Genomic DNA, 24,804 nt, shown 5'->3' on the forward strand with positions numbered 1-24,804 from the left:
CCGCCTCTTCGGCTTGGTCTGGCCGCCCGTTCGCTTGCTGTCGACCTGCGGATACTAGACCCACTTTGGCGCAAAGACCCGTAGCATCACGTATCCTCTATTGGTCTGACGAAAGGTGCAGCTGCTGAAGATGATCCTGGATGGTCGCCGTAGCAGATCGATGGAGGATGGCAGGAGCGACAGGCGCATAAGGGAAAACTCCGCCGAACGTAGGATCGCGTAAGTTACGCCGCCATTCCGGGCTGACGCTATATGATGCAACTCTGCTTAACGCATTTGACAGCGGGGCGGGGATGGTTTCGGGAGATAGCAATTCTACACCTTTGTCGGTTCTCGAAAGGGCCGAGGCGCACTTTCCTGGCCAGGCGCAGCTGGTGCAGCGGCTCTTTTACGGGAGCGACGCGTTTCACAGCATGTGCGAGGATCTGGCAATCGCGGTGGAAACCTTGACGCATATCGAGCGCCTTCCCGAAAGCGTGCGCGAAGCGCGGCGGCAAGAATATGCCGCACTGGTTGAAGCCCTTTTGAAGGAAATGGGTGAGGCGCTCGCACAATCGAAAATCGTGATGCTTAGGCGGCCTTCGGACACCAGACCAAAATCTCCGTGAGGCACTTACACAAAATTTGTTTTGATTCAGAGGAGGTCGTTGCGTGGTGAAAGCAAGATATTTGAGATTGCTTGCGGGGCTTTCTGCGCTGGCAATCATTTCGATGCATCCCGTCCCGCCAGCGTATTCACAGACCGCGACCCCCACACAGAAACTCGCCTCGACAGAGACGACGGCGCCGGAGGCCGCTCTGCTTTCCGAGAATGAGCTTGAAGTGCTTGTGGCACGCATCGCCCTCTATCCGGACGAGCTCGTGGCGGCGATCTCGGCGGCTTCACTGTTTCCGGTGCAGGTCATCGAGGCTCAGCGTTTCCTGGAGGCCAAGAAGAAAGACGCCGATCTCAAGCCGAAGGATGATTGGGATGGAAGTGTCATCTCGCTCCTCAACTATCCAGATATCGTCAAGATGATGAGCGACGATCTCGATTGGACTCAATCGCTGGGTGACGCGCTTACAAACCAGCAAAAGGATGTACTGATCGCCATTCAGCAGCTTCGCGACGAAGCGGTGGCGAAGAACGTCATCAAGACCGACGACAAGATCACGGTCGTGACTGAGAACGAGAACGTCGTCATACGACCGACCAATCCCGAGAAGGTCTATATCCCTCAATATCCACCCGAAATGCTCTATGAGCCAGGCTATACGGCCGCTCCGATCTCCTACTATCCCAATTCTTACGACAGCTACTATTATCCGGGTGCCGGGTTCTTTGCCGCCGCGGTGACGGGCGTCGCCTGGGCTGCCATCGTCAATTGGGACGATTGGGGCGTTTGGGGCGGCAATTGGGGCGGCGATGTCGATATCGACTGCAACAACTGCTTTAACGACCGAAATTTCAACGGCAAGGTCAAATGGAACGACGTCGACTGGACCAAGGTCGATCGCAGCAAGCTGAATATCGACAGGGATCAGCTCGCCAACATCGATCGTTCGGCGATCAAATCCAGCCTGCAGTCCGACAACCGCAACCAGCTCAAGAACAAGGTCAGCGACCGGCAGGCGAACCGCGGACAAGGAGCCAGAAATGTCAGCACACGTGCTGACGATATTCGAAAGAGCACTGCGGAGGGCCTGAGGGCAAATCCGAGGGCAGGCGATGCTGTCGCCAACCGGCCGGGTGGGGCGCGTCCGGATGCCCGTCCGGGCGATCTGGGCAATCGCGTGGATGCGCGTCCAGGAAATGCCGCCAATCGACCGGGCAATGCTGCCAACCGTCCATCAAAGCCGGCAGTCAAGAAGCCAAGCGCACCGAAGATGGCGGCGCGGCCCGACAACCGTTCGCGCCAACCGAGCGCCCTCGGCAACGTGCAGTCCGGCCGGCGTGAAGCGGTGGCTTCCCAGCGAGGCGGACAGAGCATGGGAGGCGGGCAACGGGGTGGTCCACGTCCCTCCGCTCAACGCTCGCGCCCGATACCACACGGCGGCGGTGGGGGGCGTGGAGGTGGCGGTCGCGGCGGCGGTCGGCGATAGGGTGTCCAGCTATTCAGATTTCCGGAGATAAACCATGAGACCACAGTTTAAGTTGATTCCGCTGTTGCTCGGAACGGCTCTCTCCCTGGCGTGGGCGGCCCCGTCGATGTCGCAGATTCAGACGAATCTTCAGGAATTCGTGGCCGGTACGCCGCCGTCATTCGATGACCCATCGGCGGCGCTTGAGCGGTTCAAGACGGTGTTGAGCGCCAATGATATCGATGGCCTCGCGAGCCTTCTCGGTCTGGACGCGGCCAAACTGCGATCCAGCAAGGAGGCGATGCTAAGCTATGAAACGATCCGCGAGGGCGCTTTGCGCCAACTGCAATTGCAGGACCTCCATGATCGCAAGGTGGTTCTGATTGGCGACGTCATGTGGCCGCTGCCCTTTCCTCTGTCGAAGAACAAGGACGGCAAATGGGCATTCGATACCGAGGTCGGTTTGCAGGAGATCGTCAACCGCCGTGTCGGTCAGAGCGAACTGGCGACAATCCAGACGATGCATGACTATGTGAACGCCCAATACGCGTACGCGCAAATCGACGAGGACGAGGACGGACTTTTCGAATTTGCGCAGAAGCTGATCAGCACCCCGGGACAACGCGACGGCCTCTACTGGGAGCCCGGTGCCTTTGATGAAGAAAGCCCGGCGGGGCCCCTGATCGAAACGGCCGCCTTCAGTAAGGCGAAGCGCGGCGAAGGCTACTATGGCTACCGCTATCGCATCCTGACGGCCCAGGGCCCCAACGTGATCGGTGGAAAGCAGAGCTATATCATCAATGGCAACATGACGGGCGGTTTTGCGTTGATCGCCTGGCCGGTCAAGTATCACGTGACCGGGGCTCAGACCTTCGTCGTCAACGGTTCCAACATCGTCTACCAGCGAGATCTGGGGCCCGAGACCGAGCAGCGCGCCGCGGCGATCAAGGAGTTCAACCCCGACGACAACTGGACGGTCGTGCGCGACTGAGGTGTGGTTCTGGCAGAACGGTTCAATTTAGCCCTGAAAGGCTCCAGCGTGGTTTCGCCTCAACGGAGCTCGACTGACGCCAAATATGATTAACGATCACCTTTCGCTTCTGCCGACGTCAGCCGGCAGGGCGAGCGCGACACTGCGGCCGCGCCTTTTCCACTACACGACACTTCAAGGGTTTCTCGGTATTGTCAGTTCGAGTGTGATATGGGCGACAAACATCCACTATCTGAATGATTCAGAGGGAGTTCGTATATGGGCTGGGCTACCTGAAGGCGGAGGCAGAAGCGTGCGAAGGCCGCATCGTCAAGACAGCAGGCCATATTGCTTCGGGTAGCCTCTCTCATCGATTTCTTCCAGCAGGGGATATGTCTACACGGCGTCCTTTGCGGAGGACGACGATCTCCTGAGCCAATGGAGGGGCTATGGTGCGGGTGGAGGAGTATGCTTGGGATTTGTCGTCAGCGACCTGCAAAGGGTTGCCGAAAGGGCGGGCTTCCGCCTTGTCAAGTGTATCTATGAGCAAAGCCAGAAAACGCCCTTGGACGATGAAGGGGTCGAAGAGTTCGCAAACCAGATTGTCACTCGTTACCAGCAGCTAGCCTGTGCCTTCAAGGATCCGTCCTTTCGTGAGGAGTGCGAATGGCGCATCATTTCGAAGTTCGTACCACGTGACCATCAGTCCGTGAGAGTCCGTGGGACGGCGACGATGCTGGTGCCTTATTTTGAAGTCGACCTTGATCTGGGCAACGATAGTGAGGGCCGCACAAACCTCGGGTTTGAGACGGTGATCGCGGTACCCAGCCTGCAGAAAGAGCGAATACTCCAGGCAGCTTCGATCGCCACGAGGCACCTGAGCGTAGAAGCCTCAAGGCCATCCGATATCCCCTACCGATCGCTATAGCCGCGCTCTCTGGCAGGGGCCAAGAGCCTTCCTGCAATGGACGGATTGTTCGAGCGATACTAGCCCCGAAGCTCGTAAAGCTCGGTCTGCCCCGTTCGGCCCCTGACGCTGACAGTGCCGATAGGCAGGAAACTGAAATTCTCCGCAACTGCGTTGCGGACCGCGCTGCTGACGAGGATCGAGGTTCCATAGTCGCGGTTCAGGCCCTCCAGTCGCGAGGCGATGTTTACAGTGTCTCCGATTGCGGTGTATTGCCGGCGGGTTTCGGCGCCGACGCTGCCGACGACGGCCGGTCCGGTGTGCAGGCCGAAGCGGGTAACGAGTTCGGGGCGACCGGCGGCGCGATTGGAAGCATTCATCTCGTCGATCGCCGCTTTCATCGACAAGGCACAACGGCAGGCGTTTTCGATATGCCGCTCGTCATGAACCGGTGCGTTCCACATCGCCAAAACGGAGTCGCCGATATATTGCACTATGGTACCGCCGTGGCGCTCGACAATCATATTGAGGGTTGCGAAATAGGTGGAAAGCAGGGCGACGACCTCTTCGGGCGAGCGCCGTTCGGAGATGGTGGTAAACTCTCTGATGTCGGTGAAGAGGACAGTGATCTCCTGCCTGGAGGCGGAGCCGATCGCTGATTGGCCTGTCATGACAATCCTGCGGACCAGTTCACGCGGCACGTAGAGCGAGAACATCCGGATGGTATCACGGGCGGAACCGAGCGCTTTGCCGAGCGCGTTCACCTCGGATATCCAGGAGCGCGAGACGCGGCTCTGTTTGAATTCCAGATTGCCCAGTTGCCTCGCCTCGTCGGCCAACGCATAGAGCGAGCGGCTGATCAACCGGGAGATGATGATCGCGGCGATCGCGCCCGCCGACAGGAAGGCGGCTGCGGCAGCCAGATTGCGCCTCAGGGTCCGCTCGACAGGACCGACCAGGTCGTCAAGCGGTGCTGCGATGACGACCGTGTAGTTTTTCAGCATGCCGGCTATTTCCGCACGAAAGCTTTGGGCCAGATACTCGCGGCCATTCACCAGAAAGCGGAAGACATCGCCATCCGGCCGGCTGCGGTCCTGTGCCAGATTCGCGACGGCCGGGATGGCTGGGTCTGTCGCTGCCACGTCTGCAACAGACATCAGCCTCCCGCGACGCATCTGATCGCGCAGTTTCGTCATGATCACGGGGTCGGAGTGAACGATCAGGCGGCCAGTGCTGTCGAATAAGTAGCCATGCGCCGCTTCCGAGATCGTCCCGGTATCGACAACCTCTCCCAAGGTCACAAGCATCACATCGGTGCCGATAACGACCTGGTCCTTCCCGGCTACGGGCGTAGCGAACGTCAGGGTGAGGTAGTTGGTCGCAGCGGAAACATAGGGGCCGACCGATGTCGTCCGGCCCTCCGAGACGGCGGCCTTGTACCAGGGCCGGGACCGCGGGTCGAAGACATCGTCGCCGTCTGCGCGCCGAGCGAGAGGTCGAATGTCCTGGTCGAAGAACGTCCAGGTCGTCACTGGAATACCGATGACCTTCGTGATCGCACGAACCGCGAATGCGGCGTCGGCCGGAGCATTCAAGGCGTCGCGCCACGCCGGATTTGTCGCAAGGTTGGTGGCCTGAATGTACGTCCCGTCAGCAAAGCCGACATAGACCCCGTCTATGTGGAAGGACGACTTCAGTTCTCGCAGCAGCAGGGCCTGCTTCGCCGGCAGATCCTGGGGTGGCGGCGTGAGCATTTGCGGGACGGCGGCGGCCGTCTCGATCGCGGTGTATCCGCCGTTGAACACATCGCGGTAGTTCTCGATGGTGCGCAAGCCGAGTTGACGCATTTGTGCTTCGCCAGCGGACAGGGCGGTCACCTTGCCTTGGGTATATGCCATCCACACGAGCGGCAGCGCCGTGCAAGCCAGCAGCCCGACAATGATGACGCTGAGGTGCAATCGCAGGGGAAATGCCCAGTCCGATGCACTCCTGGTCCCTGTCGCGGGCGGTGTCGTAGCGCGGTCCACCATCCCTACCCCCCGAGAGCAATCGCAATGCCGACCAGCGCGAGGCCTAGGCACGTCATCGTTATGCCTGCGTTGAGCGGCTTTGCGTCCGAAAAATGCGCCCAGGCACAGCCTGTCAGGAAGAGCAGGGCAACCAGTAGAAAATTGCTGGTTCTCAGCGCAAGGTCCGCACTGCTGATCATGAAGAAGGGGATAACCGCAGGCAGCGATGTCGCCGATACCAGGAGAAAGACGATGACGGCGGCGAGAAAATCATCTCTCGACAGACGAGTGTTGGCAGGGCTTCCTCGCCGCGCGAGGCCGAGCATGGCTTGGTAGAGTGCCTCTTCATCCGCTGCCGCGGAAACTAGCGGTTCGCCGTCGATCGGAAATTCCTTCCGGAGCGCAGCAATGGCGTCCCGCTCGTTTTGAGCGGCCCTGACCTGCCGAAAGACGTGTCCGCGCCGGCTCTTGTAGAATACCACGCCTAAGACGAACAGCACGGCGTCGATGATGCCCCATGCCACGTTGCAGCCGATGGTCGCGACGATCAGCTCGCGGACGTCAAGGCCCCCTTCGGTGAAGATGACCCGTGAGCCGACGGTAAATGTCAGCGCCATAATCAGTCCGAAGAGGACTTCGCCGAGGGCATCACCCGGGTCGATTACATCCGCGATCTGTGGCCTGCCGGATGCCATGAAATGCCTGCTCCTTCGCGGCTGCTGAATTCCTCATATGGAACGATCCACGACTTCAACGAAGCAGCGCGGACGCAAAACTAATGATGAGGATCCCCGAGATCCGTCGCTGTCTTGTCTCCGTGGCAAGCGAGACATTGAGCGCTCTTTTCGAGTCCTACGACCTGGGGGTCGACGCCTTGGAGCGCTTCCTCGGCCAGCTCGACGGATGAGCGGCGCATCCTTGAATCTGAACGGCTTTGCTCGAACCTCGAGGCGGAGGTGGTGGTGTACTGCAATGAGCGATACGGCCAGGAGATGCGTTCGCAATATGCTTCAATCGCCTTCATCGCCACGGGCTCCGATGCCTTGAGAATACGTCCTGGCGAGTGCTGTGCGCTTCCATGCCGTCTTGGCGCACCGTGGCATCGCGTGCTCCGTTGGCGCGGAGGGCCAAGCTTCTCCCCGCTTACCCCGCAAAGCGCAGGACGTTCGCAAACCCTGTCGGCCGGTATCGCGCGCTTTCCGCTCCGAATTATTCGACGGGCGGCTCCCAGGTCAGGTAGAAGCCGACGTCGCCGGGGATGCCCCCCGGAAAATTGATGATCACCGCCTTCAGCCCATAGCCCTGGGGCTTGGCCGCCGTCTCGAAGAGATCGTAAAGTTCCCTTGCCTTGCCCTGGAGGGTATTCTGCCAGCCGGGCAGGTTGTTGTTGATGTGTCGACCGCCATCCGAGCAGAGGCTCGACGGGAAGCTGTAGACCATCGCTTCGTATTTTCCGTCCGCGGCGGCTTTCATCACCAGCCGTTTGATGACCGCCCGCTCTGTCTCGCCGATATGCTTCTGGAAAAAATCCTCGACGAACTCTGCATGTTTCGTCGCCTCGCGGGCCTTTATCTTGTCGTCGCGTTCCATCTCCGCAAGCTGAAGTTCAAGGGCACGCTTGCGCAGATCTTCGGCACTGGTCATCGACTGAGGGGTCGTCTCGTTTGCAGTCATCGCCATGTCCTCCGAGTTTTCCAAAGGATAAGATGAGTACGGGCGTCAAGGCAGTAAAATACACAGGGGATGAGGTAGTATACGGTATATTACGCCGTGGGCCACTGGCTGATCTTGTTCCCAGTGCATGTGCTCGGCAGACAGAGTTGAAACGGCCCCTGGGGGGGAAGCCGCCAAGTGCGGCATGGACATTTGGTGATCGAAGGGGCGTCGACCGCATATTAATTAGTAATCTGTAATAAAATCCCGCAGTCGCCGTTCAGGAAATGTTGCTGGCGGTCCCTGGAACATTTAGCGCAGTCGCAGGTTGCTTCTGGAAATTAGGAGCGAAGCGATGCTAATTCTTGAAGAAGTTCTCCTCGTTTCTGCCGATCGGGTGGCCTGCTGTCGCGGTCAGCTCGAACTGGATCTCGACCAAATGATCCTGCAACTCGAACGGTCGGGCTTCTCCCGCAAGGAGATCCTGGTCGCCATGAGCGAAATGATCAGCGAAGAATTCTCGGCGCTTCCCGACATGCCGAAATTCCATTGACCGGCTATCACCTTGCACGTCCGATATGGTGAGGCTTCGCTCATTGCGCTATGACATCGCGATGAGCGAGACGTTTCTGATCACCGGCCCGGACAATCCCCCAGCCACCATCCTGCTTGCCCACGGTGCCGGCGCACCGATGGACTCGAAGTCCATGACGGCGGCTTCCGAAGCGCTTGTCGGTAAAGGCTTCCGGATCGCGCGCTTCGAGTTCGCCTACATGGCGGCGCGGCGGACGTCGGATGCAAGAAAACCGCCGCCGAAAGCCGAGACCCTCATCCCCGAATACATGGAGGCGGTAAAGGAGGTCGCGAGCAGCGGGCCGCTCATCATCGGCGGCAAATCCATGGGCGGACGAGTGGCCAGCATAATTGCCGACGAGCTATATGACCAAGGCGCGATCTGTGGATTGTTGTGCCTTGGCTATCCTTTTCATCCACCCGGCAAGCCGCAACAACTGCGCACCGCGCATCTGAGAAACCTGCGTTCGCCGACGCTTATCTGCCAGGGGACGCGCGACGAATTCGGTACGCGCGAGGAGGTCGAGACCTATCCGCTTTCCCCCGCAATATCATTGCGTTGGCTCGAGGATGGCGACCACGATCTCGCGCCGCGCAAGAAGATATCCGGCTTCTCCGTCGCCGATCATCTCGCCACGATGGCAGCGAGCGTCAAGGCTTGGGCAGACGAAAACTGCCTTCGCTAGGACCGGGTGCGAACGTCAATTCGACTTGACGCATGTAAATGCTTTATGCATGTTCGCCTGCAAGATGTGACGTGCATTTCTGCGATCCTTTCTCGCATGTTTGGGGGCAGCATGATGAAGTGCGTAGCATGTTCAGGGCTCTTCTCATCCATTCTCGCCGCAGCGCTTGCGATGAGTAGTGCCGCCTTCGCCGCCGATCTCGTGATCGCGATGCCGAACTGGCCTTCCGGGCAGGCGACGGCGAATATTCTCAAGGTCAGCATTGCCAAGGAATTCGGGCTCAATGCCGATGTGCAGGAGCTCGGGACGCTACTTGCGTTCAATGGCATGGAGAAAGGCACGGTGGACATCCAGCCGGAGGTCTGGCAGCCGAACCTCGAAGATGTCATCAAAACCTTTGTCACGGAAAAGGGTGCCGTGGTTCTCGCCAAGCATGGCGTGCCGGCATGGCAGGGCATCTGCGCGACGCCGGCTGCCGCCGAAAAGGGGCTGAAGTCGATCGCGGATCTCAGCGATCCGGAGAAAACAAAGATTCTCGACACTGATGGTGACGGCAAGGGCGAGCTGTGGCTCGGCGCGCCGACCTGGGCTTCGACGGGGATCGAGCGGGTGCGGGCAAACACCTACGGCTACGCCAAGAACCTGACGCTGGTCGAGTCGGAAGAAGAAGTCGCCATGGCGGGGCTGGATATCGCGATCGCAACAAACCAGCCGCTTGTCTTTGCCTGCTACGCGCCGCACTTCATCTTTGACCTGCACAAGATCGTCCGCCTTACCGAGCCGCCGCATGATGCCAGCAAGTGGAAGCTCGTCGGTCCCAGTGATCCGCTCTGGGTCACCAAGTCCTCCGCATCGACGGCCTGGGATACAGCCAACTTCCGCATCGGATACGGCGCCGCTTTCGCCAAGAAACGCCCCGAGATCGCGGCGTTTCTGGAAAAAGTCGATCTGACGCCGGAGGAGGCGACGGCGATGAGCTATGCGCTTGAAGTCGACCGCATACCGCCGCTCGACTACGCGAAAAAATGGGTCGCCGACAACGCAAAGCGCGTGGATGGGTGGGCTAAGCAATGACGGCACGCTGCAAATTTCCGGTGAAGAGGAAAGAGGCCATCCGGCCGCGCAAGCTGACTTTGGCTCTGCTTGCTGCGGCAGCCTGCCTCGGCCCCCTGGCTGCCTGGGCTCAGACACAGATCTATGACTCCAAGACGCACACTTGGGTCGACTACGACAAGAGGAAGGCTCGCCAGTATTACGCGCGCAACAACCAACCGCCGGAAGCATTCCGGATGCAGACCGTGACCTTCAGGACCGCGGAGCCGCCAGGAACGATCATCATCGACGGCAACCAGCATTTCCTCTACCTCACCCAGCCTGGCGGGCAGGCAATCCGCTACGGTATCGGCGTCGGGCGCGAAGGCTTCGGTTGGGCCGGGATCGTGCGTGTGGGCCGGACAGCGGAATGGCCGACCTGGACACCACCGGCCGAAATGGTGGCGCGTGACCCGAACGCGGCCAAGTGGGCAGCCGGGATGCCGGGCGGACCGGAAAATCCATTGGGTGCCCGGGCGCTCTACCTCTACGAAGGCGACCAGGACACCATCTATCGCATCCATGGGACGGCGGAACCTTGGACCATCGGTCTCGACGTTTCCTCCGGCTGCATCCGTATGAACAATAACGACATCGTCGACCTCGCCTCGCGGATCAAGATTGGCGCCAAGGTCATCGTGCTGATGCAGGGGGCGGCGCTCTACAAGGGCGTCTGACAATAGGTCCGGCACAAGCGCCGGAAATGGAGAAAACAACGCTAGTCGGGGGACAGGATCTTGGGGCAGAGAATCGCGAGGGGAATTTCGATCGGCTGGGCGATAACGGCAATGGCGAGCGCGGCGTTGCTTGGCGCCTGCACGCCGCCGACGCCGCCAGCGCCTGACAGCATGGCCCGCACCACGTTGCAGACCGCACCGGCGGATCTCCAGCTACTCTGCGCCAATTCGGCGGCCGGAATTGCCGGCGCGAACGCCAAGGTACTGCCCACGGCCTCCCGTCAACTGCCCGACGGCACCTTCGGCGTCGATCTCGATGCCGGCGGCAAGAAGTTCTCTTGCATCGTCGACAACAACGGCACAGTCCGGTCAGTGCAGCCGGCGCGGTCCGGCTGACGGCACGCCCCGCGAGGTCGGGCGTACCGCGATTATGCTCAAACGGCGGTCAGTTCGATCTTGACGGCAGGGAGCCGGCTGCAGTTCGCCTGTACGCTGATCGCGCCGGTCAGTCCTGTCGCTTCCAACCAGAAGCCGGCCGTGCCGCCCTGTAGCGGAATCGATGCCGGCCCGACAATCTTCGCCGGTCCGTCGACGTGCAGGGTGACATTGTCATTCATGAAGGGCAGGCGCTGTCCCTGCTGATCGAGCGCGCGGATGATGACGCGGGTCGTGTCGCGCTCCCGGGCCTTTAAGGTCGGGCTGTCGGCAACGACCTGCAGCGTTGTCGGCAGCGGGTCGGCCGCGAGCGTCAACCTGGCAACCGGCTCGCCCGCAATGTAGCCGGTGAATTCGCCATCGATCCATTCAAGCCCCCACGTTCCAAGCTCGTCCGGCGTGAAATGGCGGTGGTCGAGAACGACAGGCGGATGCGGCAGGTGCGGATAGTTCTCGCGGTCCGGGCCGATCCGCTTCGTCACCGCGCCGTATCGCAATTCGACCTCATCGCAGTTGGTCAGGATGATCAACGGCAAAACGCCGCCGATGTTGCGCTCGCCGCGAGCCCAGAAGGTGACGGGCTTCATGACGACCTCTTCGGAAGGATCGCATTGGCTCGCGTAGACATAGGCGGCAAACTTCGGCTCGCGGAACATGTCCATGACGCCGTGGTAGCAGATGCGGTCGCCGGAGCCGAAGTCCTTGTGGGTGTTGTAGTCGAACATGCACCAGCCGATCGCACCCGCGATATCAGGATCGCCATAGGCTGCGTTCAGCACCTCGAGATGTCGGCGGACATGCTCGGCTTGGCGAGCCTCCTGGTCGTAGATCTTGGTGGGATACATGTGGCCACCAAACTCGGTGATCATGTAGGGCACCTTGTACGACAGACCGGTGGATTCCTGCTGTGGACGAAGCGCCGTGCGCGGGCGGTTGTTGCCGGGCAGTTCCTCGTTGCCGAGGATGAAGTCGTTCATCGTGTAGACGTCTTCGAGCAGTTCGCTGTCGGTTATGTAGCGGACGCCGCCGGTCTGCCGCGTACGGTCCAGTTCACGGGCAAGTTGGTTGGTCTCGACATAGAAATCGTGGCTGTCCTGTGATTCGTTGATGCGAACGCCCCAGATGATGATCGAGGGATGGTTCCAGTCGCGCTCAATCATGCGCCGCACGTTGCGGATCGATTCCTGCTGCCATTCGACGTCGCCGATATGCTGCCAGCCTGGGATTTCCTCGAAGACCAGAAGACCAATGCGATCGCACCGATCGAGGAACCACTTCGATTGCGGATAGTGCGACGTGCGGACGATATTGCACTTCAGCACGGATTTCATGATATCGGCGTCGCGTTCCTGGGCCGATCTGCCAGCGGCATAGCCGACATAGGGGAAAGCCTGGTGGCGATTGAGACCGCGTAGCTTCAGCGGCCGGCCATTGAGAAGAAAGCCTTCGATTGTGAACTCGGCGGTGCGGAAGCCGAAGTGCGACGAGACGCGGTCGGAACCGTGACTTGTCCTCAGTTCGACGGTGACTTCGTAAAGCGCCGGATTGTCGATATCCCAGAGCGATATACCGGTCAGCTCATTGAAAGAGAGAGTAACATCTTCACCGGTCGTTTCCGCGGAAGCCGTGGCGAGCACGCGCCCATCCTCATCCTTCAGGGATGCGGATACCGAGCCCAGGAAGGTGAGTTGTTGCAGATTGGCAAGATCGACACGCACGCTTGCCGACTTTTCCTCCGCCAACACATTGTGGGTTTCGATCTTCAGGTTGGCGATGGAAACCGGGTCCGTGACCTTCAGCCAGACGTCACGGTAAATGCCGGCATAGGTCAGGTAGTCGATGCGGCCGCCGAAGGGCGGGATTTCAGGGTTTTCGCTGCCGTCGATTTTCACGGTAATCAGATTGTCGCCGACCACCAGGCTGCCGTTGAGGCGCGCCTCGAACGGTGTGTAGCCATCCTTGTGCGCGATGATCTCATCACCGTTCAAATAGACGACGGCATCGGCCATGGCGGCGTCGAAGACAAGCGAGACCTCACGGCCCTCGAATTCCGGCATCCAGCGCAGGATCTTTTGGTAGGTGAACGCCCGCTGGTAGCTTGTCTCGTCGAAGTAGTTGAACGGCAGTTCAACGGCCGTGTGTGGCAGGCTGACGGTCGCTGAGCCATCGAAGCTCCCGAGCAGGCGCTGGCCGAAACCCTCGTGGAAACTCCAGCTCTCGTTGAAAGAGACGACGGAACGCATCTCAGGCTCCCATGCAAAAGGCGTTGCGAACAGATTGGCGCTGCTGAAGGGCGCGTGGAAACTCAAGCATCGATGGTTCTTTCTGGATTGGAGATGGCTGACTGGTAGTCAGCGCTGACGTCCTAGTGGCGCGCGATGCTATCCTATGGATATTGGGCGCCGTTGGTCGTGGTGTAAATCGAATAGAGCGATAGGGTGGCGGTGATGAACAGTCGGTTCTTCTTTACGCCGCCGAAGGCGATATTCGAGACCGTCTGCGGCACCTTGATCTTGCCGAGGAGCGTGCCGTCGGGCGCGAAGCAGTGAACGCCATCGGCAGCGCTGGTCCAGAGATTGCCGCTGACATCGAAACGGAACCCATCCGGCACGCCGCTGTCTATCGAGCAGAAATACCGGCTGTTCGCGAGCCTTTTGCCGTCCACGATGTCGAAAACGCGGATGTGGCGGGGGACATCATGGTTTCGGGAGCCGGAATCGGCGATGTAGAGCTGCTTCTCATCCGGCGCGAAGGCTAGGCCGTTGGGCTGAATGAAATCCGTGGCAACAGCTTCGATCTCGCCCGTCGATGCGTCGATGCGGTAGACGTTGCGGGTTTCCTGTTCGGGCTCGGACTTATGGCCCTCGTAGTCGGACATGATGCCGTAGGTCGGGTCGGTGAACCAGATCGAGCCGTCCGATTTCACGACGACGTCGTTCGGAGAGTTCAGGCGTTTGCCTTTGTAGCTGTCGGCCAGCACCGTGATGCGGCCGTCGAATTCAGTGCGAGTCACGCGGCGGCCGCCGTGCTCGCAGGAAACCAACCGGCCCTGGCGGTCCCGGGTGTTGCCGTTGACGTAATTCGAGGGAGAGCGGAAAACTGAAACGCTACCGTCGGGCACCCAGCGCATCATCCGCTCATTGGGAATATCACTCCAGATCAGGCAATTGAGGTCCGAGAACCAGACGGGACCCTCTGCCCAACGACAGCCGCTATAAAGTTCTTCCAGCCGGGCGCTGCCGGCGATCAAGCCACGGAAACGGTCGTCACGAATGTCATAGAGCGCATCTTCTGACACGGGTCAGCTCCTCCCAAAGCGATGTGACGATCTTCGTAAACGTAAACGGTCATGTGTTCCAGAGCCCGGCGCCGGCAAAAGCGCCGGGCTCTGCATTTTTTAGAGGGCTGTGTCCGGATGCGGCGAGCCGTCATAGGCGCCCCAGATCGACTGGTCGAAGCAGATCACGGACCCGGTCATGAGGCCTGATTCCGGCGAGGAAAGATAGGCGCAGGCACGCGCCACTTCCTCGGGATCCACGAGGCGGCCGAACGGCTGGGCCGCGGCCGCCTTTTCCAGCCAATCAGCCGGTGCGTCGTGATATTCCCGCTGAATGCGGTCCTCGCCCTCGGAGGCCATCCAGCCGATATTGAGGCCGTTGACGCGGATGCGGTTGCGTAGAAGCGCGTAGGCGGTGTTCTTTGTCAGGGTTTCCAGTGCACCTTTCGAGGCGCAATAGGCGGCAATGAAGGGCTGCCCTGCCTTGGCCGACATGGAGCCGATATTGACGATGGTACCCTCGATTTTTTCGCGCCGCATCACTTTTACTGTCTCCTGCATCAGGAAGAACGGGGCACGGACATTGACGGCGAACATGGCGTCGAAGAGCTCCGGACTGGTGTTCAAAATTGTGCCGCGGTCGGTGATGGCGGCCGCATTCACCAGGGCATCCACGCGACCGAATGTCTCGTCGCAGACTTGAACGACGTTTCTGGCATCCTCGACCTGGCCAAGGTCGGCCTTCACATAAACGACCTTGGCCCTGGTGGCGGCAGCGATCTCATGGGCCTTGGCCTTTCCCTTCTGCTCGTTGCGGCCGCAGATGACAAGGCCCTTGGCGCCGCGCTCGGCGAAGAGGCGGGCGATCGTTGCCCCGAGTCCCTGAGTGCCGCCGGTTACGATGGCGATCTTGCCGTCGAGGCGGCTGTGGTTTGTTGTCATGTACTCCTCCTTTGAATGATGGCCTATATGCCGAAAGCTCCCGGCACCAAGGCGCCGGGAGCTGATTTCGTCAATGCGGATGCGTCAGCTTAGTCGCCGCTCGCTCTGTTGCGCCAGTGCCGAGAGGAACCGCGCGTCATCCCAATCCTCCCGCAGCGCCTCGTGCATCAGCTGCGCTTGCGTCTTCGGCGCGAGGCCACCAAGCGGTGGGTCGCGGTCGAGGTTGGTCGGGAACGAGTAGCCCTCGGCGCAGGCGGCAACGGCATAGCCGATCTCGATTTCGGACAGCTTGCCCCTCAGGGCCTTCAAAGCCGGGAACAGCTTGGCGCTCATGCGCTCGCGGTTCACGGTCTCCATTGCCCGCCCGAATGCCGAGGAGACCTGCAGCAGATTAGCGACGCGCTTGATGTCGGTCGAGCGGTTCGTACCAGCCGCGTGGAACAGCGCCGGATTGAAGAACACCACGTCGCCCTTTTCGAGCGGCAGCTGGACATGATGCGTCTCGAAATAGTCCTTGAACTCCTGGCGCTTGAGCGCGAGGTAGCCCGGCTCATAGGTCTGGCTGTGCGGCAGGAAGAGGGTTGGACCGCTTTCGAGCGGCATGTCGCAATGAGCGATCGCGCCCTGCAGGGTCAGCACCGGCGAGAGCCGGTGCACATGCGCCGGGAATTGCTCGATCACCTTGGAAGACTGGAAGCCGAGATGGTAGTCGCGGTGCGCGGACTGTGCCGCGCCACCCGGATTGACCCGGTTGACCTGGGCGGTCATTTGATAGCTTGGGCCCAGCCAGGCTTCGCTTGCGATCGCGACGATGGGGTTTGCGTAGTACTCGGCGAAGTTCTCGGGATCGGCGAGGCAGTGCTTTTCCAGCGAGTTCCAGATGCGGTCATTGGCACCCGGCTTAGCAAAGTGATCGCCGCCGCCGCTCGCGGTTCGGTGTTGCTCCTCGATGATCTCGCTGAATATTGCGCTGGCGCGGTCGATGACGCCGGGATCCCTGTAGGCGCGCTTGAAAACGACGACGCCCGGGCCGTCGCCAAAGGCTTCGCAGATCTCGGCGAGAACCGCTCTGCGGCCGCTGGCGATCGCTGCAGCGACCTTGGGGCTATCATAAATCAGAATGTTCTTTTCGACGGCGTCGGCGGTCGGATAGTCGGCGAGAGCCGTTGTCTTTTCGGCAAGCTTGCGGAAGTCGCCGAGATCGCAAGCATCCTCGGTCAGCCAGACGCGATCGGCGCGCAATTTCTGAAGGTTGTCGGTTTTCATCAGGTGCTCCTCCCTTTCCGATGAGGGCACTATACGCCGCCGACTGGTGTGTTATAGATCAGGAATCCATCAAAAAACCATCAAGACGGATTGTGTGGCACACCGGTTTCTCGTCAAGGATATCGCCTTCCAGGCCGGGCTGAGCACAGCGACGGTGGATCGCGTTCTCAATGGCAGGAGTGGCGTCAGGCATCAGACGATGATGCGGGTGCAGGCTGCGATCGCAGAGCTGGAAAAGCAGCAGATCGGCGGCGAGGTGAGCGGGCGGAAGCTCGCCATCGATGTCGTGATGGAAACGCCGGACCGCTTCAGCACCGCCGTTCGCGATGCCTTTGAGGCGGAGGTCGCCACCTTTCTGCCGACGGTGTTCCGGTGCCGCTTCCATTTCGCCGAGGTGATGAAGCAGGCAGAGCTGGTGCAGTTGCTCGACCGGGTCCGGCTGCGCGGCACGAACGGCATCGTCTTGAAAGCACCGGATGTTCCGGAGGTCACTGCTGCGGTTTCCCGCGCAACGGACGCCGGCATTCCGGTAGTCACTTTGGTGACGGACCTGCCGAATTCCTCCCGCAGTGCTTACGCGGGCGCTGATAATCGAGCGGCCGGTGAGACTGCAGCCTATCTTATTGGCGAGCATTTCGGCGACGCGCCCGGGCGGGTTCTCGTCACGCTCTCCAGCGGTCGATTTCGCGGTGAGGAGGAGCGCGAGATGGGCTTTCGCCGCGTGCTGCGCGAACGCTATCCCCAGATTGGGATGATCGAAATCAGCGAAGGCCACGGAACGGATGCAGCGACGGGCACGCTGGCCGCTCGTGCAATCGCGGCGGATCCGGCGATCAACGCGGTCTATTCCATCGGCGGCGGAAACCAGGCGGTGCTGGCCGCCTTCGAGGCGGCGAAGCGGCCGATCCGCGTGTTCGTCGCGCATGATCTCGATGCGGACAATCGCGCGCTGCTTGTCGACCGCAAGATCGGCTTCGTCTTGCACCACGATCTGCGCACGGATGCCCGCTCGGCCTTTCGCGCCGTCATGGGCCGTTCTGTCAGGGGCGGAATTGCGCCTCCGGCATTGTCGTCGCTGGAGATTGTTACACCTTACAACATGCCTGCTACGGATTGAGGTTTGCCTTTCCCTTAGCGGTAAAATCGCGATAGTGCTTTCGCAGGAGCGAGGGAAACGGTATGGAATACAGCGATATAGGGACAGTTGCGGCCTGGCTGACGGAGCAGGGGCTCAAGGGCGCGTCGGAGGCCGAACTGTTGACCGGCTTCTGCGACGCCTGCCGCGAACGTGGCTTGCCGCTCGATCGCGGCATGGCTCTGATGGACACACTGCATCCCGTACACGAAGGCCGGGCGTTCCGTTGGGACAGCCAGGAGGAGATCGAGACCGAATTCGAGTATGGCTCCACCAGCGAAGGACCGGCATTGGAGAGCTGGCAACGTTCCGCCTTCTACTATCTGTGGGCGGGAGAGGAGAACGAGGTCAGACGGCGCATCGGTTTTGGCGATCCGGCCGACTTCGCCATGCTCGACACGATGCAGGCGCAGGGCCACACCGATTTCGTCGCGATGGTCCACCGGTTTGCCAAGGCCGGCACGATCGGCGAGATGGATTGCTTCTTCTCTCATTTCGCGACCCGCCATCCCGAGGGATTTTCTGATCACGATCTCATCATTCTGCGGAAGCTGGTGCCGGTGTTGGCCCTTGCGATCAAGTGTATCGCGCTGGCGCGTATCGCGAGGACCATCGCGGAGGTTTATCTTGGCGATGACGCCGCGCGGCAGGTATTGGAAGGCAAAATCACCCGAGGCAAGTCGGAGCGGATCTCGGCGGCTCTCTGGTTCTCGGATCTTCTGAACTATACGAAAATATCCGACACCGCGCCGCCGGAAGAAATCCTGCCGATGCTGAACGCCTATAGCGATGTGGTCATTTCCGCGATCCATGAGGCCGGTGGCGATGTGTTGAAGCTGATCGGCGACGGTGTCCTGGCGATCTTCAAGGCGGACGAGCCTGCCGATGCCTGTGCTGCGTCGCTGCAAGCCGAGCGATTGCTGCGGCAGAAGCTGAAGGCGTTGAACGATGAGCGCGCGCTGGAAGAACGGCCGACGACCGAGGTCTATATCGGCCTGCACATCGGTGATGTCTTCTATGGCAATATCGGCAGCCGCGAGCGACTGGACTTTACCGTCATCGGCCCCGCCGTCAACGAAGTCAGCCGGATTGCCTCGATGTGCCGATCGGTCGATCTCAACGTGCTGATGTCGTCGGAGTTTGCGGCGACGATCCCGGAGAACGAACGCGGCGCGCTGGCCTGCATCGGCCGCTACGCGCTCCGTGGCGTCAAGCGCGCGCAGGAGCTTTATACGCTCGACACGGCGCGAATCGAGATCTGACGCCTTCTGTCCGTGCGCCGTCAGAAGAAATTTCACGGCGTTGTCGCCTTCTGCCGATAGAGGATTATATCGGTCGAAGAGGCGGGTTGCCTCGTAGATCGGGCGAAGCGGCGACAGCCCGCTTTGTCTCATCCAAACAGGAGGACGGCATGCAGATCAATCGTACAGGTTCAGCGCAGTGGTCCGGTGGACTGAAGGACGGCAAGGGGCAGATCTCCACGCAGAGTGGCGCGCTCAAACACTATCCCTACGGTTTTTCGAGCCGTTTCGAAGGCATCCCAGGGACAAATCCGGAGGAACTGATCGGGGCGGCGCATGCCGGCTGCTTCACGATGGCCTTGTCGCTGATCCTTGAGGAGGCGGGTCTCAAGGCGACCGATATGGAAACGACGGCAAAGGTGACGCTCGAGAGCGTAGAGAGTGGCTTTGCCATCACGGCGATCCATCTCACGCTGACCGGCACGGTTCCGAACGCCGATGAAAGGACATTCATCGAGCTCGCCAACAAGGCCAAGGCCGGATGCCCTGTCTCCAAGGCCCTTTCGGCTGTCCCGATCTCGCTCGACGTCAAGCTCGCCTGAGCCTTGAGGTGAGACCGAGTGCCGCACCGAGGTGTCGGCACTTCGTCACCTGTCCTTCTTTCCAAGCTTCGATCGACTGAATCTATTCGCCCTGCGGCCCAAGCCGTCGGGGCGATTTTCCGTGCTCGCCACGCGCGCAGATAAGCGGGAACGGCGAGAGTTGGCAGATGCCCATCCTATTTGCACCAGATCGGCCGCGAGTCTCAGATGCGGCTAAACCTTGACAAATTACGAATGATGTCTTACGACTGACGAAATTCAAAAATCGTCAGTCGTAAGTGAGTGCGCAAAATTGATTAACGATGCTGCGGAAAACACGATCGAAATAACCCGCCAGGAGAATGTGACCCGCATTCTCGACGCTGCCGAGCGGCTTTTCCGTCATTACGGGTATTCGAAGACGACGGTGGCAGACATCGCTCGTGATCTCGGCATGTCGCCGGCCAACGTCTATCGCTTCTTCGCCTCGAAGGTGGAGATCCACCAGGCGATCTGTGGCCGTATGCTGGTTCACAGCTACCAGATGGCGTACGACGTCTGCCACCTGCCGATCAGCGCTTCCGACCGGCTGCGACGTTTTGTGCAGGGCCAGTATCAGATTACGGTCGACACCATGCTCGATCAGGAAAAAGTGCATGAGATGGTCATCGTCGCCATCGAGCGCGACTGGCACGTCATCGAAAGGCATATCGACAGTATTCATGAATTGCTCGCCGATGTGATCCGTGAGGGGATCGCTGCCGGCGAGTTTGCCGAGCAGGACGCGGATGTCGCGTCCCGCTGCTTCGGGGCTGCAACAATCAGCCTCTGTCATCCGCAGATGGTGGCGCAATGTCTTGCCAAGACCAACCGCGCCACCGTCGACGAACTGGTCGAGTTCTCGATCAGGGCGCTAAAGAAATAATTCGCGGCAAGGGCCGCAAATCAACCGATAGCCGATTTCAGGAGTGCGAAAGATGATTTCGCTGAAGAGAGTTCAGTTGCCGTCCGTAGTCAGTCTCGCGCTCCTCGGCGCCGTCGCACTTGCCGTATCCGGATGCAGCGACGAGAAGAAAGCCGAGACGAAAGAGGTCATCCGGCCGGTAAAGGTCGTGGAGATTGCCGAGGCCGGCGATACCCGCGCGCTGGACTATTCCGGTGCAGTGAAGGCTCGTGTCGAGATGAACCTCGGCTTCCGGGTCGCCGGCAAGATCACCGACCGCCGTGTCAACATCGGCGATCGCGTCAAGCCGGGCGATCTGCTCGCCCAAATCGACCCGACGGACTATCAACTGGCGGTCAAGACCGCCGAGGCGAACCTCGCCGCCGCCGAAAAGGGCGTGGCAACCGCTGATCTCGCCAACAAACGCGCGCAGCAACTGTTCGACAAGAGTGTCACGGCGAAATCGCAGATGGAGCAGGCAGCCCTTAGCTATGATCAGGCCGTCTCGACGCGCGATGCCGCGGCGTCGTCGGTCGACCAGGCTAGGAACCAGGTCGCCTATACCGAATTGAAGGCCGACCGTAGTGGCATCGTTACCTCGATCAGCGCCGACACAGGCGCGGTCGTCGCGGCTGGCACGCCTGTCGCGACCGTCGCGCTTGATGGCGAGAAGGAAGTGCAGATCGCCGTTCCGGAGAACGACATCGCGCAGTTCAAACCCGGCAAGACCGTCAAGGCCAGCTTCTGGTCGGACAACAAGCTCGTGCTCGATGGCAATGTGCGTGAGGTTTCCGGCAGTGCCGATGCGCAGTCGCGCACCTTCTCGGTCCGCGTCAGCCTTCCGAACGACGATCGCGTGCTGCTCGGCATGACGGCGACGATCGAGGCCGCCGTTGGCAATGCCGAGACCAACGTCGCCATTCCGCTCAGCGCGCTCGCCGAGAAGGATGGAAAGAAGATCGTCTGGATCGTCGATCGCAATGCATCGACCGTCCATGCCCGCGAAATCAAGGTTGCGGACTTCACCGGCGCTGGCGTCCACGTCGCCGACGGCCTGAAAACCGGCGACCTCGTCGTCGCGGCCGGCACGCAGTTCATGGCCGAGAACCTGAAGGTCAAGCTGCCCGAACAGCAGTCGGCGCAGGCCGAAACCGGCGACGTCATCCGTTAAGGCCTGGTCAGGAGAGGATTATGACCATGGACAACTCCAACGCCGAAAAGCGCCCCTTCAACCTGTCACGCTGGGCGATCGGCCATCCGAGCATTGCACGCTTCCTGTTCGGCCTGATCCTGATCACCGGCGTCCTTGGCTTGATGCGCATGGGCCAGAAGGAAGACCCGGACTTCACCTTCCGCGTCATGGTCGTGCAGGCCATCTGGCCGGGCGCCTCCATCCAGGAGATGGAAGACCAGGTCGTCAACAAGATCGAGCGCAAGCTCCAGGAAACGCCGCATATCGATTGGGTGAAATCCTACACGCGGGCCGGCAGCGCCATCATCACCCTGCAGGTGAAGGGCGATACCAACAGCCAGCAGGTCGCTGACGCCTTCTACCAGGTGCGCAAGAAGGTCGGCGACATTTCCAGCGAGTTGCCCGAAGGGCTGCTTGGACCCTATTTCAACGATGAGTTCGGCGATACCTACATCACGCTGCATTCGATCAGCGGCGAAGGTTACAGCTATCCGGAGCTGAAGAAATTCGCCATCCAGGCGCGTGACATGCTTCTGACGACGCCGGGCGTTGAGAAGGCTGTCATCATCGGCGATCAGCCAGAGAAGATCTACATCGACGTATCCTCGAAGGCTCTGGCCGAACGCGGACTGACCGTGCTCGACCTGCAGAACGCGATCAAGGGACAGAACAGCGTCGATCCGGCCGGCTCCGTCGACACCGGCACACGTTCGGTGCGGATTTCCGTCGAAGGCGACGTAACGAAGGCCGAGGACATCCGCGAACTGCGGCTAAAGGCCGGCAATCAGGTCACGCGTCTTGGCGATATAGCTACCGTCTATTCGGGCCTCGAGGATCCCTATCAGCGCAAGTATCGCTTCAACGGGCATGAAAGCGTCCAGGTCGGCGTCGTCATGGCCAAGGGCTTCAAGGTCACCGATGTCGGCAAGGATGTCGAATCGACCTACGAGCGGTTCGCGGGATCACTGCCCTACGGTGTCGCCGTCGACCAGATCTCCAACCAGCCCGACGTCGTCACCGATGCGATCAGCGAGTTCATGCATGCGCTTGGCGAGGCCCTGATCATCGTGCTGATCGTCTCCTTCCTGTCGATCGGCTGGCGCTCGGGTCTCGTTATCGCCATCGCCATCCCGCTCGTGCTGGCAGCGACCTTCGCCATCATGTACGAGTTCGGCATCGATCTGCAGCGCATTTCGCTCGGCGCACTCATCATCGCGCTCGGCCTACTCGTGGACGATGCCATGATCGTCGTCGAGCTGATGGAGCGAAAGCTAGAGGAAGGCCTTGTAAAGATCGAAGCGGCCAGTTTTGCCTACTCCTCGACCGCCTTCCCGATGCTGACCGGCACGCTGATTACCACCGCGGGCTTCATCCCGGTCGGCTTTGCGGCGTCGACCGCCGGCGAATATGTGCGTACGCTGTTCTACGTGGTCGGCATTGCGCTGGTTGTCTCATGGTTCGTGGCGGTCTATTTCACGCCATGGCTCGGCTACATGATCCTGAAGCAGCGCCACCATGCGGGCGAGCATCACGATGCCTTCGACACGCGGTTTTATCATCGCCTGAGAGCGACGGTCAGCTGGGCGGTGCGCCATCGCATGATCGTCATTGCCATGACGCTGGTGACCTTTGCGACCAGCCTTTGGGCGTTCCAGTTCATCCCGCAGAACTTCTTCCCGCAATCTTCGCGCCCGGAAATCCTTGTTGATCTCTGGCTGCCAGAGGGCACCAGCATCAAGGAAGTCGAGACGCAGGCAAAAGCGCTCGAAGCCAAGATCATGGATGACAAGGACAAGAAGTTCGTCGCCACCTACATCGGCGAGGGCGCCCCGCGCTTCTTCCTGCCGCTCGACCAGCAGCTCCGCAATCCGAACTTCGCGCAGCTTCTCGTCATGGCAAACGACGAGCCGGCGCGCGAGCGGTTGATTGTCAAGCTGCGGACCATCCTTGCGGAAGACTTCCCTGATATCAGAGGCAAGGTCGATCGTCTGTTCCTTGGCCCGCCGACGGGCTGGCCGGTGCAGATGCGCATCATGGGACCGGATCGTCAGGAAGTCCGCAGAATCGCCGACGAGGTGAAGGCGAAGTTTGAAGCCAATCCGCAACTCGGTGCGATCCACGACGACTGGCTGGAGCCGGTGCCGGCGATGAAGCTGGTGATCGATCAGGACCGTGCCCGTGCGCTTGGCGTTACGTCGCAGCGTGTTCGCCAGATGCTGCAAACGGCTGTCTCCGGCGCCCCGCTCGATGATTTCCGTGACGGCGAGGAGACGGTGTCGATCGTCGCCCGTGAGCCGGAAACCAATCGCTCGCTGTTGTCGGCCGTCAACTCGGTCTACGTGCCGACGGACTTCGGCGGCTTCGTCCCAGTCTCCCAGGTTGCCAAGGTGGTGCCCGTTCTGGAGCAGGGGATCGAATGGCGGCGCAACCGTCTGCCGACGATCAGCGTTCGTGCAACATTGCCGGATGGCGTCCAGTCGAACGACGTAGTTATGAAGATGTATGCCGACATGCAGCCGCTACGAGACAGCCTGCCGGCCGGTTACAAGATCGAGATCCAGGGTGGCGCGGAAGATTCCGCCGAAAGCCAAGCCTCGATCGCGGCCAAGGCACCGATCATGCTCGTCGTCATCGTCCTCTTGCTGATGGCGCAGCTGCAGCACTTCGGCAAGGCGATGCTGGTGCTGGCGACCGGTCCGCTCGGGATCATCGGTGCGGCTGCGGCCCTGCTGATATCGGGCGCTCCGTTCGGCTTTGTCGCCATCCTCGGCGTCATCGCGCTGCTCGGCATCATCATCCGCAACTCGATTATCCTCGTCGACCAGATCGACCAGGACATCAAGGCGGGGATGAACAGGCAGGAAGCGATCGTCGGTGCTGCCGTGCGGCGGTTCCGCCCGATCATGCTGACGGCGCTGACGGCTGTCCTGGCGCTGATCCCGATCTCGCGCGGCGTTTTCTGGGGTCCGCTCGCCTATGCGATGATGGGCGGCATCCTTGTCGCGACGGTGCTGACAATCCTGGTGCTGCCCGCCGCTTACGCCCTCTTCTTCGGCAAGGAGCCGAAAGCAGCTGCGGCCAAGGACGGTGTCGCAAACGGCAACGCACCTGAAGACGCGGAGGAAATGCACCCGCCGGCCCTGGCGGCCGAATGACGGGAAAGA

The 24,804-nt window shown here is 60.5% G+C and carries 23 protein-coding genes; 16 read left to right on the forward strand and 7 right to left on the reverse strand.

Features of this window, described 5'->3' with window-relative positions; translation table 11 throughout:
• Nucleotides 1–293: 293 nt before the first annotated feature.
• From C934_RS0109340 to C934_RS0109355, 4 genes are all read left to right on the forward strand, one after another.
• The gene (locus tag C934_RS0109340) at nt 294–608 is read left to right on the forward strand and encodes a hypothetical protein (RefSeq protein ID WP_026371697.1); all 315 of its coding nucleotides are present in this window, start codon (nt 294–296) and stop codon (nt 606–608) included.
• Between the two features lie 46 nt (nt 609–654).
• Entirely contained in the window at nt 655–2,082 is a 1,428-nt protein-coding gene (locus C934_RS0109345) for a DUF3300 domain-containing protein (protein ID WP_026371698.1), read from the forward strand.
• Nucleotides 2,083–2,116: 34 nt separating this feature from the next.
• Complete coding sequence (locus C934_RS0109350) at nt 2,117–3,052, forward strand: DUF2950 family protein (RefSeq protein WP_018856452.1); 936 nt, start codon at nt 2,117–2,119, stop codon at nt 3,050–3,052.
• Nucleotides 3,053–3,461: 409 nt separating this feature from the next.
• Nucleotides 3,462–3,959 carry a DUF2971 domain-containing protein gene (locus tag C934_RS0109355; protein WP_272481248.1) on the forward strand — a complete coding sequence of 166 codons (498 nt, stop codon included), beginning with the start codon at nt 3,462–3,464 and terminating at the stop codon, nt 3,957–3,959.
• A 59-nt stretch (nt 3,960–4,018) separates the two neighbouring features.
• Here the strand turns inward: C934_RS0109355 and C934_RS0109360 are convergent, their stop codons facing one another.
• Together C934_RS0109360 and C934_RS0109365 are read right to left on the reverse strand one after the other, a co-directional pair.
• On the reverse strand, nt 4,019–5,968 hold the full coding sequence (locus C934_RS0109360; RefSeq protein ID WP_051085584.1) for an adenylate/guanylate cyclase domain-containing protein: 1,950 nt from the start codon (nt 5,966–5,968) through the stop codon (nt 4,019–4,021).
• Nucleotides 5,969–5,970: 2 nt separating this feature from the next.
• Complete coding sequence (locus tag C934_RS0109365) at nt 5,971–6,642, reverse strand: VIT1/CCC1 transporter family protein (RefSeq protein WP_018856455.1); 672 nt, start codon at nt 6,640–6,642, stop codon at nt 5,971–5,973.
• Between the two features lie 83 nt (nt 6,643–6,725).
• Here C934_RS0109365 and C934_RS36165 point away from each other — a divergent pair, with 83 nt between their 5' ends.
• Nucleotides 6,726–6,854 (forward strand): hypothetical protein, encoded by a 129-nt coding sequence (locus C934_RS36165; protein WP_018856456.1) that lies wholly within the window; start codon nt 6,726–6,728, stop codon nt 6,852–6,854.
• Between the two features lie 302 nt (nt 6,855–7,156).
• On the opposite strand, the gene C934_RS0109375 is transcribed toward C934_RS36165, so the two are convergent.
• On the reverse strand, nt 7,157–7,621 hold the full coding sequence (locus tag C934_RS0109375) for a hypothetical protein (protein WP_026371699.1): 465 nt from the start codon (nt 7,619–7,621) through the stop codon (nt 7,157–7,159).
• 334 nt (nt 7,622–7,955) lie between these two features.
• On the opposite strand from C934_RS0109375, the gene C934_RS0109380 reads away from it, so the two are divergent.
• The 5 genes from C934_RS0109380 to C934_RS0109405 all read left to right on the forward strand — a co-directional run bounded on the left by C934_RS0109380 (nt 7,956) and on the right by C934_RS0109405 (nt 11,024).
• Nucleotides 7,956–8,153, forward strand: a complete 198-nt coding sequence (locus C934_RS0109380; RefSeq protein WP_018856458.1) for a hypothetical protein — start codon at nt 7,956–7,958, stop codon at nt 8,151–8,153.
• Between the two features lie 61 nt (nt 8,154–8,214).
• Entirely contained in the window at nt 8,215–8,859 is a 645-nt protein-coding gene (locus C934_RS0109385) for an alpha/beta hydrolase family protein (protein WP_025658831.1), read from the forward strand.
• A gap of 111 nt (nt 8,860–8,970) precedes the next feature.
• The gene (locus C934_RS0109390; protein WP_051085585.1) at nt 8,971–9,933 is read left to right on the forward strand and encodes an ABC transporter substrate-binding protein; all 963 of its coding nucleotides are present in this window, start codon (nt 8,971–8,973) and stop codon (nt 9,931–9,933) included.
• Nucleotides 9,930–10,628, forward strand: a complete 699-nt coding sequence (locus C934_RS0109395; RefSeq protein ID WP_018856461.1) for a L,D-transpeptidase — start codon at nt 9,930–9,932, stop codon at nt 10,626–10,628. Before C934_RS0109390 ends, C934_RS0109395 begins: the two co-directional genes overlap by 4 nt.
• Nucleotides 10,629–10,739: 111 nt before the next feature.
• Nucleotides 10,740–11,024, forward strand: a complete 285-nt coding sequence (locus C934_RS0109405; RefSeq protein WP_082728634.1) for a hypothetical protein — start codon at nt 10,740–10,742, stop codon at nt 11,022–11,024.
• A 38-nt stretch (nt 11,025–11,062) separates the two neighbouring features.
• Here the strand turns inward: C934_RS0109405 and C934_RS0109410 are convergent, their stop codons facing one another.
• The 4 genes from C934_RS0109410 to C934_RS0109425 form a co-directional block, all read right to left on the reverse strand.
• On the reverse strand, nt 11,063–13,306 hold the full coding sequence (locus tag C934_RS0109410) for a glycoside hydrolase family 2 protein (RefSeq protein WP_018856464.1): 2,244 nt from the start codon (nt 13,304–13,306) through the stop codon (nt 11,063–11,065).
• A gap of 143 nt (nt 13,307–13,449) precedes the next feature.
• The gene (locus tag C934_RS0109415) at nt 13,450–14,361 is read right to left on the reverse strand and encodes an SMP-30/gluconolactonase/LRE family protein (RefSeq protein WP_018856465.1); all 912 of its coding nucleotides are present in this window, start codon (nt 14,359–14,361) and stop codon (nt 13,450–13,452) included.
• Between the two features lie 99 nt (nt 14,362–14,460).
• A complete protein-coding gene (locus C934_RS0109420) occupies nt 14,461–15,282 on the reverse strand; it encodes an SDR family oxidoreductase (RefSeq protein ID WP_018856466.1) in 822 nt (273 codons plus the stop codon).
• An 84-nt stretch (nt 15,283–15,366) separates the two neighbouring features.
• A complete protein-coding gene (locus C934_RS0109425) occupies nt 15,367–16,548 on the reverse strand; it encodes a phytanoyl-CoA dioxygenase family protein (RefSeq protein ID WP_018856467.1) in 1,182 nt (393 codons plus the stop codon).
• A gap of 94 nt (nt 16,549–16,642) precedes the next feature.
• Between C934_RS0109425 and C934_RS0109430 the strand changes: the two genes are divergently transcribed.
• From C934_RS0109430 to C934_RS0109455, 6 genes are all read left to right on the forward strand, one after another.
• Nucleotides 16,643–17,665: a LacI family DNA-binding transcriptional regulator gene (locus C934_RS0109430; protein ID WP_018856468.1), complete on the forward strand. Its 1,023-nt coding sequence runs from the start codon at nt 16,643–16,645 to the stop codon at nt 17,663–17,665.
• Between the two features lie 62 nt (nt 17,666–17,727).
• The gene (locus C934_RS0109435) at nt 17,728–18,945 is read left to right on the forward strand and encodes an adenylate/guanylate cyclase domain-containing protein (protein ID WP_018856469.1); all 1,218 of its coding nucleotides are present in this window, start codon (nt 17,728–17,730) and stop codon (nt 18,943–18,945) included.
• Between the two features lie 149 nt (nt 18,946–19,094).
• Nucleotides 19,095–19,526 (forward strand): OsmC family protein, encoded by a 432-nt coding sequence (locus C934_RS0109440; RefSeq protein WP_018856470.1) that lies wholly within the window; start codon nt 19,095–19,097, stop codon nt 19,524–19,526.
• Nucleotides 19,527–19,821: 295 nt separating this feature from the next.
• Nucleotides 19,822–20,430 (forward strand): TetR family transcriptional regulator, encoded by a 609-nt coding sequence (locus C934_RS0109445; protein ID WP_025658840.1) that lies wholly within the window; start codon nt 19,822–19,824, stop codon nt 20,428–20,430.
• 52 nt (nt 20,431–20,482) lie between these two features.
• Nucleotides 20,483–21,619 carry an efflux RND transporter periplasmic adaptor subunit gene (locus tag C934_RS0109450; protein ID WP_018856472.1) on the forward strand — a complete coding sequence of 379 codons (1,137 nt, stop codon included), beginning with the start codon at nt 20,483–20,485 and terminating at the stop codon, nt 21,617–21,619.
• Between the two features lie 26 nt (nt 21,620–21,645).
• Nucleotides 21,646–24,795, forward strand: coding sequence for an efflux RND transporter permease subunit (locus C934_RS0109455; RefSeq protein ID WP_026371701.1), 3,150 nt, complete (start codon nt 21,646–21,648; stop codon nt 24,793–24,795).
• Nucleotides 24,796–24,804 lie beyond the last annotated feature (9 nt).

Origin of the sequence: Rhizobium sp. 42MFCr.1, assembly GCF_000377185.1 — a bacterium.
GTDB lineage: Bacteria > Pseudomonadota > Alphaproteobacteria > Rhizobiales > Rhizobiaceae > Rhizobium > Rhizobium altiplani.